The following is a 17,339-nucleotide window of genomic DNA, read 5'->3' as shown; positions in this document are numbered from 1 at the left end:
AGCAGTCCTACGTCATAACGCGATTCATTCCTACGTCATACCGCGATTCATTCGCGGTATCTCTTAACATAGATCCCGCTAACAAGCAGCGGGATGACACCTCTCTTGGGCTCTTTTAGCTACAAACATTAAGAAATTTACCAAATAAAAAAAAGGCAAAGAACTCCCGTGGTGCGAGTTTTGACTCTATATTACTGTAAGTGGCGCTGTAATAATGTGCTGACGCTTAGTTTAAGCGCGTTTTGGCTGAATGTAGAAAAAATTTAAAAGACATGCAGCCGCTATAATTTTATGTAATCCGCCAAAAAATACCCTAAGTTTTTTACTGAATTTTGTCATTGAGCCTGCAGGTCAAAAACAAGTTTTGAGTCATAAATACCCTTATTGTCATAATAAGGGGGCTGGCGGAGTTTGTCAAGGAAGTTTTTTCGTTTCTGCGGGCTACTTGAATAACGGCTACAATGTTTGTACAATTGTGCGTAACGCGCTGCCGAACACTGGTTTTTATATGGCTATATAAGAAAAATTAAGGCTTAAAAGGAAACTTAAGCAGCTAATAGGGCCTAAGCCTTTTTAATAAAACATAAAAAGCCCCTTTACCACCATGTTTTTTCGTAGCTTGCTGGTAGTATAGAACCATATGCTGGATTTTAGTATCATTTAACCACTTATTTAAGTTATTCTTTATAGTGTCTGTTTTATTTGTTGCACTGCCGTATCCCGTAATTACCAATAAACATCTATTTCCTGCTCGATAATTTTTGATAATAAAATCTATCAATTTACAGTAAGCATCCTCTATACTATAGCCGTGCAAATCGAGCTTATCGCTTATAAAATATTTACCCCTATCAACTTTTGATTTTGTGTTTTGGTCAAGACAAAATGATGAGTTACCATTATTGGTATTAAGAAAATTCCTTTGTAAGTCGGAGGTACCTTTATCAACCATAGACTTTATATTTACTTTATGATTAACTTTTAAAGTAACTTTTCCACATTCTATTGGCTTAACATTTTTTTGCCAATCCAACTCATCGTCCGACATAAACGCATTAATCGAATTGTATAATTTTACAACAATATCCAAACATAGTAAAATGTTGCTTATTCTATAAAAATCAGATTTTCGATAATACGATGAAATCGTCAAAAACTAATGAGAATTTTTGGCTGTATGGAAAGCACACCTGCATGTCAGCACTGAAGAATAAAAATAGGCGGTGTATAGAACTATTAGCAACAGAAAATTTCTATAGAGAACACGAAAAAGAAATTAGGCAATGTGCAAATAGTAAGGGCATTAAAGTTCGATTAGTAGAAAACAAAATACTTAATGACGTTTTATCTAAAGGTGCTAACCATCAAGGAATTGCTTTAAATGTTGCCCCTATTCTTTGTAACTTAAGCATCGAAGAAGTAGCTGAAAGCTCAAACGACAGCTCTACTATAGTCATTTTAGATCAAGTCACTGACACGCACAATATTGGGTCAATTTTAAGAACTTCAGCTTGTTTTAATGTCAACGCATTGGTTTTACCACATAACCACTCACCGAGTGAAAATGCATCTATTGCAAAAGCAGCAAGTGGAGCTTTAGATATTGTTCCGCTAATATACGTTACAAATATAGTAAAAACTATGCAGTATTTAAAAAAGGTCGGCTACTGGTGTTACGGGTTTGATTGCAATGCTAAAGAAAATATAGATGAAATAAAGAGCTTTGAGAAAAAAAGAGTAATCATTTTTGGTTCTGAAGAGAAAGGAATGCGGAGGTTAGTTAAAGAAAATTGTGATTATCTTTTAAAAATCCCAATGTCAAACGTAATTGACAGCTTAAATGTTTCAAATGCAGCAGCAATAGGCCTATATTCTATTTATATTAAAACAAATGCCAGCGCATAACTGTTTATAATAAAAATACTTGATAAAAATGTGGTTTTATATTATAATGTGTTAAATAATGGACAAAAGGAGTTGTATTTATGTCTTACATGAGAAATGAACAGGATATCCGCTCTCAGGGCGTTTATTATAGCGCTGGGCTCAGAAGTTACCTAACTAAAGTATATAATTACATGGCTTTAGCTTTAGGCGTTACAGGGCTTGTTGCGTTTCTAACGGTATTTTCTGGTCTTTTTCAGGTAATTCATTCTAATCCTGTTCTGTCGCTTGTGATAATATTCTCTCCAGCTGCATTGGTGATCTATATGCGGTATAGAATTCAACACCTAAGTGCTCAGTCTGCCGTTACTATATTTTTCTCGTTCTCAGTGTTAATGGGGCTTTCCTTATCTTATATTTTTATAGTTTATACTGCAGAAAATATAGCAAGAGCGTTTTTCATTACATCAATTATGTTTGGCTCTATGGCTTTATATGGTAATACCACAAAAAGAGATCTTACAAGTATGGGCTCTTTCTTGATTATGGGAGTCTTGGGGATAATTATAGCATCCATAGTAAATTTATTCCTTGGAAGTAGTCCTCTCTACTTTGCAATATCGTTCATATCAGTAATAGTCTTTACCTTAATGACTGCGTATGATGCTCAAAGAATCAAGGACGTTTATTATAAATATAACGACGGATCAGAAGTCGCTACTACTAAATTGGCAATACTGGGTGCAACTGATCTTTATTTTAACTTTATTAACATATTTCTCAATCTACTCAGGTTACTTAACTTGTTCAATAATAGGGACTAGATGTTTTCCTTTTTAAGGAAAGGTAGTAAGAATTCTATAGTTTTCTTTTTAATATCTTTAGTCGTGTTGATGCTATGTCTTGCATATGCATCGGTGCCACTATATAGCATTTTCTGTAAAGCTACCGGGTATGGTGGCACAACAAGAAAAGTAACTAATGCAACAATAAGTGCAACTGACCAAAAAATCAGGGTCCACTTCAATGCTGATATAATGTCCGATCTACCTTGGGAATTTAAATCAGAAACTAACTACGTTGACGTAAACATAGGAGAACAAAGTTTAGCATTTTATTACGCAAAAAATCTATCTGATCATCTTTCATTTGGTATGGCAGTATATAACGTTACGCCTTTCAAAGCAGGTAAGTATTTTAATAAAGTTGCATGCTTTTGTTTTGAAGAACAAATGTTGCTACCAAAACAAAAAGCTGCTATGCCCGTATCTTTCTATATAGATCCTGAGATAATGCTTGATAGTAATACAAAAGATTTGAGCGAAATAACACTATCATACACGTTTTTTAAGCTTAAGTAACAAACTTTTTCCTATTGTCATCCAAAGCTGAAAGAAGGTATCCGTTCAGGATAGCGGCAAGGTAGTATAACCATAGAGTAAAAGTGAGTTTACAACAAATGGTGTCATCCCAGTGCTTGACACTGGGATCCAGGTTACTATATATGAAAAGTTATTATGTTTATATACTTGCAAGTGAACGAAATGGAACCCTGTATATAGGTATAACATCAAATTTAATTAAACGAATTTGGGAGCATAAAAGCAAAGCCATTTCCGGTTTCACGTCAAAGTACAATGTTAGTAAATTAGTCTACTTTGAGGAGTTTCAAGACATAAATTTAGCAATTAGTAAAGAAAAGCTTCTAAAAAGCTGGCAGAGAAAATGGAAAATAAACTTAATTGAAAAAACAAATCAAGAATGGAAAGATTTATATGATGAAATCGTATCTGGATTCCAGCGTCACGCGCTGGAATGACAGGAGGTAACGCAAGAAGTCTATTGATTGTGAAAACAATAACTTTGCAAAATATTAATTATTAGATAACATAATCAAAGTTTTTATCTTACATTCATCATGGTTAGAGCTATACAAATTAAAAAAACTGGGGGGCCAGAAGTATTAGAATTTGTAGATAAGAATATAAGTGAGCCAAAAGGCGAGGAAGTTTTAGTACGTCACACAACTATCGGCTTAAATCGTTATGATTTAGAGCACAGAAAAGGTACACGCAAAATTAAAAATTTACCATCAGTGCTTGGAGTGGAAGCAGTTGGGGTTATTGAAAAACTTGGTAAAAAAATCAGTGATGGATTCAAAGTTGGAGACAGAGTTGGATATTGCACAGCTCCTCCAGGGGCATATTGTGAAAAGCGCATTATACACCAGAAATATCTGATAAAAATTCCAGATGACATATCTGATGAAGTTGCTGCTGCAGTGCTGTTTAAAGGTATGACAGCTCACTATTTAGTTAATCAATCTTATAAAGTTAGGCCTGGTGCTTTCGTGCTAGTTCATGGGGCTAATGGTGGTTTAGGACAAATAATATGCCAATGGGCAAAGGATAAAAAAGGTGTAGTGATAGGCTCTGTAAGCTCTGATGAAAAAATGAAGACAGCTTTACAAAGTGGCTGTACATACGCAATAAACTACAATGATAAAGACTTCGTTTCTAAAATTATGGAGATTACGCAAAACAGAGGAGTAGGTGCAGTGTATGACCCCATAGGTTACGCTACAAGCAAGCTCTCTTTTGAATCTTTAGGCAGGTTCGGCATATACGTTTCCTATGGGCAGATATCAGGTAACGCTCCTATTAGTTTTTCTTTACTTAGTTCACGTTCGTTATTTGCAACTGGAACCTCAATATACCATTATAAGCATGATAGATTCACATTAGTGCTTACCACAATGGAAATCTTCGAGATGATAAGAAAAAAACTTTTAACTGTACGGATCAATAAAAAATATAAATTTGATGAAATAATTCAAGCCCATCGTGATATGGAAAATAGAAAAGTAAGTGGGTTAAATATTATTAAAATCTCTTAAATAAATTAGTAATTTAAACTAACCATTCATTAAATCATATCAACTAGAATTTCACATATTTAATTCTCCTTTTGGGGAAATTAAAAGCATATAGCTAAACTGACTTAGGCTTACCGACGATTTAAAAAACCATCATTCCGCTACTCGTTAGCGGAATCTATGCTGAGATACCGCGAATAGACTTCTTGCATAACCCAAATTAAGTAGAAAAAGGTATCATCCGAGTAGCTGACACTGGTTCCTTTATGACGGCAGTAGCCCCTTCTCCTGTCATCCCAGTGCCCAGATACTGGGATCCAGTTTCACCTTATGATGGTGTCATGAAAGTAGCTGACACTGGTTTCCATCCAAGACGGTGTCATTCCAGTCTGGAATCCAGAAAAAAGAATGGTGTCATCCCAGTGCCCAGACACTGGGATCCAGGAATTTTATTAAGTTGGTAAGCATAAAAATAGATGTTTTACGTTAAAATACAACGTTTTCGATGAGATTATATGGAAAACTGGATCCCAGTGTCAAGCACTGGGATGACAAAAAAGGAGTACTGGAATGACAGCAGTCCTACGTCATACCGCGATTCATTCGCGGTATCTCAGCCGCTAACTGTTCTCCCTCGTCATACCGTCACGGTATCTCTAGATCCCGCTAACAAGCAGCGGGATGACGATTGTCGTTTAGCTATAAATATTTAAGAAATTTACCAAACGGAAAAAAAGGCAAAAGAAGCCCCGGTTAATATCTATTTTCAGTATTGGCGTTTTTTAAGTCTTAAACACTGCAATTTGGCTGCTTTTAAATGCAACTCACCTTATCTCAAATGTTTAAGAAATTTACTAAGCAGAAAAAAAGGCAAAAGAAATCCCGTGGTAATTAGTGTTCACTCTCTAATCCTTCAAATTGGCGTACTATACTGTCTTAAACGACTTATAAGCGCGTTTCAGCTTATATAGGTAAAAACCCAGAATATTGTGAAGACATAAGGTGCACATAGTGCAAAAAATTAAAAATAAGACGCCAACTACGTTGTTTTTTTGCTGTTTAATCTGCACAGATGAAGATAACTGAATACCTTCAGTTTCATGATAAGGGGGCTGGCGGAGTTTGTCAAGTAAGTTTTTCGTTTCTATTCCCAATAAAAGTTTGTTATAAGGTTATGCAAGAAGTCTAATGAATCGCGGTATGACGTCTTAGCTATAGATGCTGATTTGTGTGATTTCAAGAGAAGCTTAGTAGATAAGTTGTGTTTTAAACCAAATTCGGTATTTTAAACTGAACATTTTCAATAATACCACCTGGCATCACTGAAATTTTTACACTCAGGTTTACTTTTAGGTAGTCCATTAATTCATCAACCAATATGTCAGGAGCAGAAGCACCTGCAGTGATTCCTATCTTTTCTACGCCATGAAACCAGCTTTTATTCACACAGCTGTAATTATCAATTAAGTAGGCTCTTTTTCCTCTGGCAGTGCACAGATCTAATAAGCGGTTTGAATTTGAGCTATTTTTACTTCCTACAACTAACACCATGTCTACAATTTCAGCTAGCTTTTTAACAGCATTTTGTCTGTTTTGCGTTGCATAGCATATGTCCTTTAAATCTGGACCTGTTATGCTTGGAAACCTGAGCTTCAGGGCAACAATAATTTCACGGGTATCGTCGATGCTTAACGTGGTTTGTGTAACATAAGATAAATTATCTGGATCTTTAACTTTTAAATTGCGTACGTCCTGCACAGTTTGCACTAAAATGATAGTATTATTTACTCTTCCTCTAATTCCCTTAACTTCTGGATGGTTTTCATGCCCAATGAGAATTAGTTCTTTACCACCGTTTTCATACCTTTTTGCCTCTTTATGCACTTTGCTGACTAAAGGACATGTTGCATCAATCACTTGAATACCCTTTCTTTTTGCCTCATCTTCTATATTTTTTGACACTCCGTGCGCGCTGAAGATCAGTATTCCTCCATTATCTTCAATTTCCTCGATACTGTTCACAAAAACCACTCCTTGTCTCTTAAAGTCCTCTACTATATATTTATTGTGAACAATTTCGTGTAGCACATAAACTTGGCACTTGTTTTTGTATTTTTCTAAAGTAATAGCTAATATGTCCACAGCTCTTTTTACCCCGGCACAAAAACCTCGCGGCTCAGCTAAGATAATTTCCATTTTTGTCAAATCAAGTAAATATGCAAGCATTACTTAAAAATAAGCTCCGCTCACTGTGTTTTATAGTACCATTATTTACGTTTTATATAATAATTATTTTTCGCATATTCTCTTTAACATTTGATCAACCTACTACTTCAGAAAATTTTAGAAAAGATAATACAGTATATAAACAACCTGATATTTTAGATAGAAATGGAGTGGTAATAGCAACAAATGTGCCCACAACATCACTATATACAGATGCAACCAAAGTAAAGAATCCGGAAAGTATAGCAGCACAACTGTGTTCTATTTTGAATGATCTTGAATACGAGAATTCATATAGAGTACTTACTTCAAAAAAGAAATTTGCTTGGGTAAAGCGGCACTTGACTCCAAAAGAACTGTTAGCAATAAAAAATGCCGGCGTGCCAGGAATAAACTTCTATAACGATGTAAAACGTATATATCCTCACAGTAATTTATTTTCACACGTGCTTGGTTACACTGACATAGATGGCAACGGTATTGCAGGAGTTGAGGCATATATAAGTAAAAACAAACAACATTCTGTTATCCAAGTAGCTGACACTGGGGTCCAGAAAAAAAATACGTGGATTCCAGCATTACGCGCTGGAATAACACCTTACCAGGGTATTCAACTATCCTTAGATACACGAGTGCAAAGCATAGTGCATGAAGAGCTAACTAAAGCTGTAAGCAGATATCAGGCACTCGGCGGAGTAGGAATTGTTTTAAATGTGAGAAATAGTGAAGTCATCTCAATGGTCAGTCTGCCTGATTTTAACCCCAACCTACAGAATAAGGCAGAAGACGTACAAAAGTTTAATCGCGCCAGTCTTGGGGTGTATGAGATGGGGTCGGTATTAAAATTCTTTACAATAGCCGCAGCGCTTGATGCAAACGTTGTAAAAATTGATGATTTATATGACGTGTCAAAGCCAATCACTATTGGGAAATATAAAATTTATGATCTTCATGAATTTAAGATTCCGGAAATCACTGTGCGAGATATATTTGTGAAATCATCCAACATTGGTGCAGCAAAAATTGCAGTTAAATTAGGTATTGAAAAACAAGTAGAATACTTTAAAGCTATGAAGCTATTTTCTCCTTTGAAAATAGAAATACCAGAAAAATCTACACCGATAATCCCGGATAAATGGAGTGAAAACACTTTAATAACAGCATCTTATGGTTATGGCATAGCTGTAACTCCTATACATCTTGCACAAACTGCAGCAGCATTAATCAACAATGGGGTATTTCATAACGCAACCTTGATGTTGAATAAGAGAAGTATAGGAGAGCAAATTATCTCAAGAAGAACTTCCAGGGAAATGAGAAAATTATTACGCGCAGCAGTAACGGATGGCACTGGCAGCAGAGCAAAAATAAAGGCATATTCAATAGGGGGAAAGACTGGATCGGCGGAAAAAGTTGTAGATGGTAAATATAGCAAAGATGCAAACATAGCGTCATTTATAGGAGTGCTAACCATGCTTGACCCAAGGTATATAGTGCTAATTGCTATTGATGAACCTCAAGGGATACACCATACCGGGGGAATAATTGCTGCGCCTATAGTAAAGAACATTATAAATAGAATAGCACCTATACTAAATGTTACACCTGAGATGTAAAATTATGATTGCTTTACTATAACTTCAAATCTATCATTACCAAAATTCTTATTAATATACCAAGAACCATCATCTTTAGTTACAAATTCAAGACCTTTAAGGTCTCTTTCTATTGTCTTTCCATTTTGACCATCAATAGCGATATTAATATCGAATGTAATAACGTCTAGATTTATCATAGCTTCTTTCCCGCTGCACGAATTTAGACTGAACTTGCCTAACATAACATCATTAAAACTCACTTCCCCTGTATAGACATCACACTGACCGTCCATACAACACGTAGTTTCAATATAGAAAAGGTCTGACATATAAAATACCTTACGTTTATAAAAAAAGAGCTAAATATATATAGCTAGTGCAGCCCTACGCCATACCACTAACAAGTAATAGTCAGTAAACCTAGGTCTCTTAGCTATATAACCATAATACAGCTAGGAATGTAAAGTTCAACAGTTAATTGTGTAAGGAAGTCTAAATTACTACATCTTAGAGGAATGGTTGTTTAGTTTTTTTGTTAATCTTTTTTACCATACTGTCAATCATATGCTTTATCCCTTGATATACAGAGTATGTACTTTCGTCGCTACGCATATAAGCAGAACAGGAAAATACATTATACTCTTCGTCTTCTATTGATAACCCTGTATCGCACTTTATGTGTTTGCCGCCAAGCTTCTCTATCAACTGTTCTTTGTCATCTCCTATAGTTACCTTAATCTCACTTTCTTCTTTACCTATCTTGCTACTTAAAATTGAAACAATTACGGCTGGAGATATGCATATTGCTCCTATTGGCTTTTTTGTGACAAAAAATTCTGAAACTAATCTTTCAAATTCAGGCATTACTGTCACCATGTCTTTATTTTCAGCTAAGTCAGATAAATTTTTCGCAACCCCGTATCCACCAGGTACGACTAGCATGTCAAAATTTTCAGCTTTGGCTTCTTTTAAGTCATATATTTCGCCTCTTGCGATTCTTGCTGCTTCTACAAGTACATTCCTTTTTTCTTTCACTGCCTCCTTTGTTTTATGATTCATAACTTGTGTGATATTGATGTCAGGTGCAAAGCATTTAACATCCACTTCCTGCTGATCAAGCACAAGCAGACTTAAAACCGCTTCTCTTACCTCTGCACCGTCAAGGTGACCACACCCTGATAAAATCACAGCAGCTTTTAATTTTTTTTCACCCATAAAGTACCTTGATTTCATATAATCTAGATATTTTAATACAAATTCTATATTTGGAAAGGGGTATGTTATATCAATTATGATATAATTAATAATTAGTATGTATAATTAGGCATATTTACAGTCAATGGAGTAAAATGTGGCTGAGTTCTTTGATAATGAAACTGACTACCAAGAACTAAGAAAAGCTATTTCAGATATAATAGAAAGCATCGCACAATTCCCACAGGAAGAAAAAGGGAAGTTGTTTGAAGCCCTATCAGAACAAGTTAAAGGGATGAATCTCAAAGATTTAGGTTTAGCGATTAATGACCAAGGCTTGCAAAAGGAGGTAAACAAAGAATTATTTATAAAATTCATTGAAGAAGCACTTAAAGGGTTAACTTCTGAAAACGTTGACTCAAAAATAATAGAAGAGGCGTTAAAATCTGTTAATCAGCAAGCAATAAGTAATGTTATAAATAATAATAAAGGTCCGCTGGACAATCTAGTCAATTATTTTAAATCAGCATCTGCAAATAAAAAAATTGGAATAGCTTCTACAGCAATAGTATTGGGAGTAGCATTTTCTCCGCTTATTGTGCTTGCTACATTAATAGCGCTTGTAGCTATTGGAGCGCGTTATGTAGGAATAGGTATAGGAAAGGCAGGGGAAAAAATAAAAGAAGGAGCGATTGAAGCAGGAAAAGCAGTGAAAAGTTCATATAAGGATTTAATAGATAAATTACCTACAGTTCAAGCAAGAGAGAATAACTTTAGTAGATTAAGAACAAACGTGCTTGAAACTATTGCAAACATTAGTCTTAAAGATAACGAAGGCGTTGACGCTAAAAAAGGTCTTGATGATGGGAAAAAAATATTAGAAATGCTTCAAAATGAAAGGCAGCGATCTGCTATACAAGAGTTAGTAAAGAATGGAACCATTCAAAATTTTTCAGAAGATGATATGAGCAGACTTCTGGAAAAGGGCCTCAGTACTCATGTAGCAGATATGAAAGCACTTAATGATCTTATAAATAAATTTCAACCTGCAATTATGGCTATTGGTAACGGTAAAATAGAAGATGTAGAACAAAAAGTTAATGAGAAAGCTCAGGAAATGAAGCCAGATTCTCAATTAGGTAGTTCAAGTGCTGAACGAGTGAGTGAAGAAGGAATCACAGGACCGGGTTGATGCATTTGAGGAGCGTTTTGACGCAAAAATTACTATCAGAAAGTGGGGTTACGCTACTCCTTTCTATCCACTTTTTTGAGCAATCCACCTCCACATCTAACACACATCTCAGTGATTATAATATCCAATTTTTGATCATGTTTTTCTACAGGTAAATCTTTACAATATTGTTTCTCATAGGCTACACCTATAAATATTTTTCCAAGCGGCCGTAATTTTTTTATCATTGTATCATACCAACCACCGCCAAAACCTAATCTATTAAAATGATCATCAAAAGCAACAACAGGAGTAATGATTGTGTCGGGAATTACATCTTCATTTGTTTCGTTCCATCCCTCAAATCTTAGCAACTGATTTTTATCAGGAATTGCTACTTTATAACCTAAATAGAGCAAACGACACATCAAAGGGACAACATTTATTTCCCCATCCATTGGAACGTAAGCCGCAATTGTTTTGCCTTTAACGTAACTTAAGTTCTGATTAAAGAGATTAATAAGGGAACTTGCCGCATAACTGGAATAACTTTCATCAATATCTTTTCTTATAGCTCTATATTGCTCTCTTATTTCCTTTTTGTGCTGTTTAATATCTTTGAACATGATCTATCCATTTCGCAGTGAGTTTTTCTTGTAAACTATTTTGCTTTAAGCGCTCACTTAAAAAATCAAAGTCAATAAATTCCATATCCTGGTCTTGATTACTGCAACTATAAACAAAACTCCTTTCTCCTGTTTCCGTATTTATATGTTGCTGAACACACTGAGCGCAGATTTCTTTCATCATACACTGCATAGGAGAATTAACTGACGATATTGCTATGTGACTTGACTTCAGATATGGCTTTAAAATTGTTTTTCTAGCTTCATTCACAGCTTTCATCATTTTATCAGAACCAATAGTGATAATTTTATCTATAGTGTTTAAATTAATACCTAATCTTCCTTGTTGATAAGAGACTATTGCATCAACTATATTACCATGAAAGGATTTATCTTGATCTCTGCTTGTTTCTATCAATCCTTCTTCACATGCCCAAACTACTGCATTTGATGCACGCTCTATCAGTGCTCGTTTAAATACATCACTTAATTTCTTATAGCCAGCAAAGTACAAAACCTTATTATTATTTTCAAGACACGCCTTCCCTATCGAAAATAATACTGCATTTCCAACTCCACCACCAATTAGCATTATATTCTTCATGTGCTATTTTAACTATATTTGTTCAAATTTTTTGAAATTTTATAGAACAAAGTAATTTTCGTACACAAAGACAGAGACAAGGACACTCTCTGACTTCAACTATACCGATAACTGACAGCTGAATTTTTACGCATATCATCTAATAACAAGTTGCTTTGTATCATAATCTTTTGTTGGTACATCTGCTGTTTAATTGCTTCTATATCCGCTGCATTACTCTTGATATCACACAACATCATTAACTTTGCAGTGCCATTTTCTCTTAATTCTACTATTTCATTCACACTTGTTTTACTAAATAAAATCTGTAAATCAGGATTTAAATCTCGCATTTTTATTTCAAACTCTTTTGCGTTTGGCAACTTAAAATCATCTGCTAATTTGTCAAAATTTAAACAATTGACCTTTTGCTCTTGAAAATTATCCAATAAACTTTCTGAACCCTCAACCACAATCTGTTTTAATTTTAAAGTGCTTTCCAGCAGTGCATAATTAAGTTGTACCTTGTCTATGACTTTTATAATAGAGTAACCTTCACTGAAACTGAATGGACCTGCTATATCGCCGGTTTCTAGTCTTTCTAAAACGCTCTTAAGTTTATCTTTGAGCTGACTTAAATTAACTGTTGCTTTACGCATCTTTATTGGAGATTCCGGGTTATTACTATTACGTAATTTTTTTACTAAATCTTCAGCTATGCCATAAACATCCTTGTCTTTTTGATCAGGAATTATAAACTCTTGGAACGTGATAAGATAATCCGGCTTTTCTGTTTGCCTTTTTACATCATCTACTTCTTTATCGCTTATATTAATAAATGGCACAATTCTTACTTCAATAATTTTGCTCCATAGTAACTGACATTTTATTTGTTTTCTTAAAATACTAAGATCTATATTATGCTTTTTTATGTATTGATCAACTTCATTAGCCTTAAGTTTAAAACTTTGGGTTAAAAATAATATGATAGCATTATCTAACTCCTCGTTGCTCAATTTTATATTCAGCCTCTGTGCTTCATTGATAATGATAATTTCGTCTATTAGCTCCCTAAGAATTTGAGGTTTTGCTTCTTTTTGATTAACACTTTGAGTGCCAAACAATGAATTTATAAAGTTGATGCGTTTTTCGATATCTAAATTTGAAATTGGCTCACCATTTACATCTGCAACAATTTCAATCTCGGTTGCAAGCAACCTAAGTGGCAACACTATCAACAGTAAAATTAGTATTTTATGCATATAAGTAAGGTTAACAACCAATTCTATAATAAATACTGAGTCAACGCTAGCCAACTTTTTAATAGCTATCTAAGCAAAGACGGAAATAAAAACCATTGCAACAAGATCAGGTAAACAGGCTAAAAACATGCCAATATAGCGAATTCAGACCGTGCTAAAACAGTATACGGAAGGAGAGGGATTCGAACCCTCGATACGACTTTTCAATCGTATAACGGTTTAGCAAACCGCCGCCTTCAGCCGCTCGGCCACCCTTCCAAATTTAGAACCTAAAGATTATATAATACCAAGACCTCTACCGCCTGTCTAATGCTTTTAACAGCAACATTTTTCCGAACAACTGTAATTTTTAGATCTGTGGTACAAAAATCTATAGCTAACCCAAGAAAGGTTTCCCTACGTCATACCGCAATTCATTCCACAACTGTACGAACATTACAATTTGAGCCTACCAGAAGAATGTCATCCCAGTGCCCAGACACTGGGATCCAGGAATTTTGATTGGGCACTAAGTTGGTAAGCATAAAAGTGGCTGGTCTTATGTTAAAACACAACGTTCTTGATGAGATTACGGCAAGGTTGGATTCCAGTGTCAAGCACTGGAATGACACCATTTGCTGTGCAGTTTACCTTCAAGAATGAATGTTCGTACAGTTGTGCGCGGTATCTCAGCATAGATTCCGCTAACAAGTAGCGGAATGACGAATTTGTTGTTTTTCAAATTGTAGGCAAACCTAAGCCACTTTAGCTATAAATCAACAAAAACTAATTTCTGCTTTTTTCAATGATTTTCTTTGCTTCTTCTACACCAACCCATTCTCCAACTGCTACCGTTTTTCCCTTTTCTAGATCTTTATAATGAGAAAAGAAATGAGCAATTTTATCTAGTAGGTTTTTAGATAAGTCAGAATAGTCCTTTATATTGTCATAATAGCTATCAACACTGGAAACAGGCACAGCTAATATCTTTTCATCTTCTCCTTTTTCATCTTTAGTGAGTAATGCGCCTATTGGACGCACCGATATTAAAACACTAGATGCTAAGGGAAATTGAGTTAGCACCAAAACATCCACAGGATCACCATCACCTGCGCAGGTATTTGGTATAAACCCATAATTGCAAGGATAAGTCATTGAGGTAGACAAAAATCTGTCAACTTGTAACAACCCAAGCTCTTTATTAAATTCATACTTTACAGGCTCAGCATTTGCACTTATTTCAATTACCACATTCACCGCATTTGGTACCGCTGTTATTTTACTTAAATCCATAAATTACCTTCTTAACTTAAGAATAAGCATTATACAATATGTACTTTTAAGTTGCTACATTTATGTAGTTCTAAGCTTGTTTTGCATGGAGCGATTCTAAATTTTCATTCGTCATTCCATTGACTGTTGAAAGTGGTGGTTTCTGTGATAATTGAAATAAAGCATATACTATTACAATAGTAAGCACCGCACCAACTATCAAGTTAGTAAGGTTGTCTTGTGGCAAAACATTTTTTATTGAGTTGAACAATTTTTGCTCCATAAGGAAATAATCAGCAACATATAACCCAACAGATAATACAAACATACCCAAAATAAGTTTACAGACTGTGTTTTTATGGTCTTTTTCTTTTTCTTGCTGACAATGAAATTTGGCCTACATTTATTCTCTTCTTGTGGCACTGAGTAGTATATATTTTTATGGCTCGTTACTAATTGTTCAAATTCATCACTATTTTGGTTTTTTAACAGTTGCTCTAGGGTGTTTTTTGTATTTATAGGATATATTAATCCATCCATTTTTAATTCTTTCTCTTGTCGATCCACATTCTCATGGTCGATTGTATATTTATCTCTACTTGATAACTTGATCATATGTAGTGCTTTAGCTAAGAACATTGTATAATGCGCTATTAACTGATTCTCACATATCTCTAATACTTCTCTTTTTACTGTTTTGTTAGATGACGAAAGTTCTTTATAGTGACCACCCAAAGAAAAGAACAATGCTATATCTTTATCTGCTTTTATGTCATGAATGGAATAATAGCTGCTGATAATGCACTTATTTAATGCAAATTCTCTGTCATATTTGTTTAATGTAGTTTTTTCATTTAGTAACTTTCTAACACCAATAAGTACTTTATTTTCAAAATCTTTTTCTGTTTTAAATATTGCTTCTCTCTTTGGATTTGCTAAGATGTTAAGTAAATCTAATTTACTTCCATCTACTTCTACTACTTCATTTATATCTCTATTTAACTCAGACCCTTTAATAACTTCATATATTTTATCTATGACATCTTTAGTATTCAGGTTGTTGTTTTCACTAAGTATCTTATAAGCTTGAGCATAAATTAAAAACAGCCCTTGTAGACTAAACTTTAAGTTAAAATATTCATCTAATGGCTCCCCCTTTTTTAATGAATGCAGACAAACCAAAATGATTTCTGCAGTCCATACTACGATCTAAGTCGGCATGTTGAAAGCCACCTAAAAAAATAAACAAAGTCTCTAATAAATTACCCTTACCAACAATTTTTATTAGTTCTTCAACTTCCTTAACCATTGCTAAAACCTATAATGTTCTACTTTATAGTATAAGCGATATAGGGTAAAATAGCAATAAATATTATTGTACGTTTACATTCTGCATAAAAAAATTAAGCCACCCAGTTAAGAGCATATCCATCCTCCACCGATAACTTGTTCACCTTTATATGCCACACAGGCTTGACCTGGACTGATGCCAAAGTAATCGTCGTTTAAAATGACACAGGCTTTATTTTTTTCGTCAGTTGAATGTATTGTTGCTAAACTTCCCGCATGTGATGATCTCAGCTTCACAGTTACTTCCATACCTTCCTTTGGTTGTTCTAACCAATTTAACTCCTTGATCAATATTTTTTTTTGCATTAATGCGTTGATCGGACCTACTATAACCTCATTATTTTCTGTATTAATTTTTATCACATAAAGAGGTTCATTGTGTGCGATACCCAAGCCCTTTCTTTGCCCCACTGTAAAATTTACTATGCCACTGTGCTCGCCTAGCACTTTTCCATTAACATCCACTATTTTACCTTTCTGTACAGATTGTGGAGCTAATTTAGCTATTGTTTTACTATAGCTTTCGGAAACAAAGCATATATCTTGACTGTCCGGCTTTTCAGAAATTTGTAAGCTGAAATACTTTGCTAATTTTCTTATATCACTTTTATAGAACCCACCTAGTGGAAATCGCAAAAGCTTCAACTGCTCCTTTGTTGTAGCAAATAGAAAATAGCTTTGATCTTTACTTTTATCAATGCTTCTGCACAACTTTACCTCACCATTTTTTTCTAATCTTCTCACGTAATGTCCTGTTACAAGCACATCCGCACCAAGATTTTTTGTAACTTGCAATAGATCACGAAATTTTACCGTTTGGTTACATCTTACGCATGGTATGGGAGTTTCCCCACGCATATAGGTACTTGCAAAATCCTCTATTACTTCCTTTTTGAATATTTCCTCGTAGTTTAAAATATAGTGAGGAAAGCCAACACTTTCAGCCACGCGCTTAGCGTCGTAAATATCCTGTCCAGCACAACATGCACCTTTTCTTGCGTTAGCATTACCGTCGGTGCCATAGAGTTGAAGAGTCACACCTATCACCTGGTACCCAAAGTTATATAGCAGTGCTGCAGCAACGGAGCTATCAACTCCCCCGGACATTGCAACAATAGCCTTGGTCTGGTGCGGAGCTCTATCTTTTAGCAGAGGTTCAATTTTAAATTCTTTTAGCATAATCGCCTTAATTTATAAACGCAAATCTTGTGTCATTCCAACATACAACTGTGCAAACGTTTTGATTTGGGGGCAATTTACATAGTAGATGATGTCATGAAAGTAGCTGACACTGGAATCTAGTGTCTATTTATGCAAAT

At 34.8% G+C, this 17,339-nt stretch carries 23 protein-coding genes and 1 tRNA gene; 11 read left to right on the top strand and 13 right to left on the bottom strand.

The features are described 5' to 3' along the window. Positions 1 to 553 precede the first annotated feature (553 nt). The gene (locus NMD99_RS06105) at positions 554 to 1,048 is read right to left on the bottom strand and encodes a Smr/MutS family protein (protein WP_264688028.1); all 495 of its coding nucleotides are present in this window, start codon (positions 1,046 to 1,048) and stop codon (positions 554 to 556) included. Positions 1,049 to 1,140: 92 nt separating this feature from the next. Here NMD99_RS06105 and rlmB point away from each other — a divergent pair, with 92 nt between their 5' ends. The 7 genes from rlmB (at position 1,141) to NMD99_RS06070 (ending at position 5,472) form a co-directional block, all read left to right on the top strand. Then, positions 1,141 to 1,905: a 23S rRNA (guanosine(2251)-2'-O)-methyltransferase RlmB gene (gene rlmB / locus NMD99_RS06100; RefSeq protein ID WP_253307272.1), complete on the top strand. Its 765-nt coding sequence runs from the start codon at positions 1,141 to 1,143 to the stop codon at positions 1,903 to 1,905. An 80-nt stretch (positions 1,906 to 1,985) separates the two neighbouring features. Continuing rightward, positions 1,986 to 2,708: a Bax inhibitor-1/YccA family protein gene (locus tag NMD99_RS06095; RefSeq protein WP_264688029.1), complete on the top strand. Its 723-nt coding sequence runs from the start codon at positions 1,986 to 1,988 to the stop codon at positions 2,706 to 2,708. Continuing rightward, positions 2,709 to 3,245 carry a cytochrome c oxidase assembly protein gene (locus tag NMD99_RS06090; RefSeq protein WP_253307274.1) on the top strand — a complete coding sequence of 179 codons (537 nt, stop codon included), beginning with the start codon at positions 2,709 to 2,711 and terminating at the stop codon, positions 3,243 to 3,245. Positions 3,246 to 3,388: 143 nt separating this feature from the next. Continuing rightward, a complete protein-coding gene (locus NMD99_RS06085; RefSeq protein ID WP_253307275.1) occupies positions 3,389 to 3,703 on the top strand; it encodes a GIY-YIG nuclease family protein in 315 nt (104 codons plus the stop codon). A gap of 99 nt (positions 3,704 to 3,802) precedes the next feature. Further along, positions 3,803 to 4,780 (top strand): quinone oxidoreductase family protein, encoded by a 978-nt coding sequence (locus NMD99_RS06080; protein ID WP_265016719.1) that lies wholly within the window; start codon positions 3,803 to 3,805, stop codon positions 4,778 to 4,780. A gap of 245 nt (positions 4,781 to 5,025) precedes the next feature. Beyond that, positions 5,026 to 5,223 (top strand): hypothetical protein, encoded by a 198-nt coding sequence (locus tag NMD99_RS06075; RefSeq protein WP_264688032.1) that lies wholly within the window; start codon positions 5,026 to 5,028, stop codon positions 5,221 to 5,223. A gap of 51 nt (positions 5,224 to 5,274) precedes the next feature. Further along, positions 5,275 to 5,472 (top strand): hypothetical protein, encoded by a 198-nt coding sequence (locus NMD99_RS06070; protein WP_309165895.1) that lies wholly within the window; start codon positions 5,275 to 5,277, stop codon positions 5,470 to 5,472. A gap of 553 nt (positions 5,473 to 6,025) precedes the next feature. On the opposite strand, the gene ispH is transcribed toward NMD99_RS06070, so the two are convergent. Beyond that, complete coding sequence (gene ispH, locus NMD99_RS06065) at positions 6,026 to 6,955, bottom strand: 4-hydroxy-3-methylbut-2-enyl diphosphate reductase (protein WP_309166956.1); 930 nt, start codon at positions 6,953 to 6,955, stop codon at positions 6,026 to 6,028. Positions 6,956 to 6,975: 20 nt separating this feature from the next. On the opposite strand from ispH, the gene NMD99_RS06060 reads away from it, so the two are divergent. Continuing rightward, positions 6,976 to 8,601 carry a peptidoglycan D,D-transpeptidase FtsI family protein gene (locus NMD99_RS06060; RefSeq protein ID WP_253307277.1) on the top strand — a complete coding sequence of 542 codons (1,626 nt, stop codon included), beginning with the start codon at positions 6,976 to 6,978 and terminating at the stop codon, positions 8,599 to 8,601. A gap of 2 nt (positions 8,602 to 8,603) precedes the next feature. On the opposite strand, the gene NMD99_RS06055 is transcribed toward NMD99_RS06060, so the two are convergent. Together NMD99_RS06055 and elbB are read right to left on the bottom strand one after the other, a co-directional pair. Continuing rightward, the gene (locus tag NMD99_RS06055; RefSeq protein ID WP_253307278.1) at positions 8,604 to 8,912 is read right to left on the bottom strand and encodes a hypothetical protein; all 309 of its coding nucleotides are present in this window, start codon (positions 8,910 to 8,912) and stop codon (positions 8,604 to 8,606) included. A gap of 178 nt (positions 8,913 to 9,090) precedes the next feature. After that, on the bottom strand, positions 9,091 to 9,816 hold the full coding sequence (gene elbB / locus NMD99_RS06050) for an isoprenoid biosynthesis glyoxalase ElbB (protein ID WP_264688033.1): 726 nt from the start codon (positions 9,814 to 9,816) through the stop codon (positions 9,091 to 9,093). A gap of 256 nt (positions 9,817 to 10,072) precedes the next feature. Between elbB and NMD99_RS06045 the strand changes: the two genes are divergently transcribed. Next, positions 10,073 to 10,969, top strand: coding sequence for a hypothetical protein (locus NMD99_RS06045; protein ID WP_373457559.1), 897 nt, complete (start codon positions 10,073 to 10,075; stop codon positions 10,967 to 10,969). Between the two features lie 53 nt (positions 10,970 to 11,022). On the opposite strand, the gene NMD99_RS06040 is transcribed toward NMD99_RS06045, so the two are convergent. The 4 genes from NMD99_RS06040 to NMD99_RS06025 form a co-directional block, all read right to left on the bottom strand. After that, complete coding sequence (locus NMD99_RS06040; protein ID WP_253309836.1) at positions 11,023 to 11,574, bottom strand: 5-formyltetrahydrofolate cyclo-ligase; 552 nt, start codon at positions 11,572 to 11,574, stop codon at positions 11,023 to 11,025. Then, positions 11,558 to 12,178 carry a ferredoxin reductase domain-containing protein gene (locus NMD99_RS06035; protein WP_253309835.1) on the bottom strand — a complete coding sequence of 207 codons (621 nt, stop codon included), beginning with the start codon at positions 12,176 to 12,178 and terminating at the stop codon, positions 11,558 to 11,560. The genes NMD99_RS06040 and NMD99_RS06035 overlap by 17 nt, the downstream gene beginning before the upstream one ends. Before the next feature lie 95 nt (positions 12,179 to 12,273). Next, entirely contained in the window at positions 12,274 to 13,419 is a 1,146-nt protein-coding gene (locus NMD99_RS06030) for a SurA N-terminal domain-containing protein (protein ID WP_264688035.1), read from the bottom strand. A 167-nt stretch (positions 13,420 to 13,586) separates the two neighbouring features. Further along, a tRNA-Ser gene (locus tag NMD99_RS06025) sits at positions 13,587 to 13,677 on the bottom strand. Positions 13,678 to 13,776: 99 nt separating this feature from the next. Between NMD99_RS06025 and NMD99_RS06020 the strand changes: the two genes are divergently transcribed. Continuing rightward, positions 13,777 to 13,920, top strand: coding sequence for a hypothetical protein (locus NMD99_RS06020; RefSeq protein ID WP_264688036.1), 144 nt, complete (start codon positions 13,777 to 13,779; stop codon positions 13,918 to 13,920). A gap of 12 nt (positions 13,921 to 13,932) precedes the next feature. Continuing rightward, the gene (locus NMD99_RS06015; RefSeq protein WP_265017222.1) at positions 13,933 to 14,061 is read left to right on the top strand and encodes a hypothetical protein; all 129 of its coding nucleotides are present in this window, start codon (positions 13,933 to 13,935) and stop codon (positions 14,059 to 14,061) included. 123 nt (positions 14,062 to 14,184) lie between these two features. On the opposite strand, the gene ppa is transcribed toward NMD99_RS06015, so the two are convergent. The 5 genes from ppa to mnmA form a co-directional block, all read right to left on the bottom strand. After that, on the bottom strand, positions 14,185 to 14,691 hold the full coding sequence (gene ppa, locus NMD99_RS06010) for an inorganic diphosphatase (protein ID WP_182183735.1): 507 nt from the start codon (positions 14,689 to 14,691) through the stop codon (positions 14,185 to 14,187). A 70-nt stretch (positions 14,692 to 14,761) separates the two neighbouring features. Then, positions 14,762 to 14,941 carry a hypothetical protein gene (locus NMD99_RS06005; protein ID WP_309165888.1) on the bottom strand — a complete coding sequence of 60 codons (180 nt, stop codon included), beginning with the start codon at positions 14,939 to 14,941 and terminating at the stop codon, positions 14,762 to 14,764. After that, entirely contained in the window at positions 14,926 to 15,852 is a 927-nt protein-coding gene (locus tag NMD99_RS06000; RefSeq protein ID WP_309165887.1) for a WD1261 family protein, read from the bottom strand. Before NMD99_RS06000 ends, NMD99_RS06005 begins: the two co-directional genes overlap by 16 nt. After that, complete coding sequence (locus tag NMD99_RS05995; protein WP_309165886.1) at positions 15,809 to 15,979, bottom strand: hypothetical protein; 171 nt, start codon at positions 15,977 to 15,979, stop codon at positions 15,809 to 15,811. Before NMD99_RS05995 ends, NMD99_RS06000 begins: the two co-directional genes overlap by 44 nt. Positions 15,980 to 16,086: 107 nt before the next feature. Next, positions 16,087 to 17,199, bottom strand: coding sequence for a tRNA 2-thiouridine(34) synthase MnmA (gene mnmA / locus NMD99_RS05990; RefSeq protein ID WP_253309830.1), 1,113 nt, complete (start codon positions 17,197 to 17,199; stop codon positions 16,087 to 16,089). Between the last annotated feature and the right edge of the window lie 140 nt (positions 17,200 to 17,339).

The sequence above is a fragment of the Wolbachia endosymbiont of Listronotus oregonensis genome (genome assembly GCF_031205055.1).
Lineage (GTDB): Bacteria > Pseudomonadota > Alphaproteobacteria > Rickettsiales > Anaplasmataceae > Wolbachia.
Note: the sequence above shows the minus strand (reverse complement) of the source record. Positions and strands in the feature narration are given on the sequence as shown.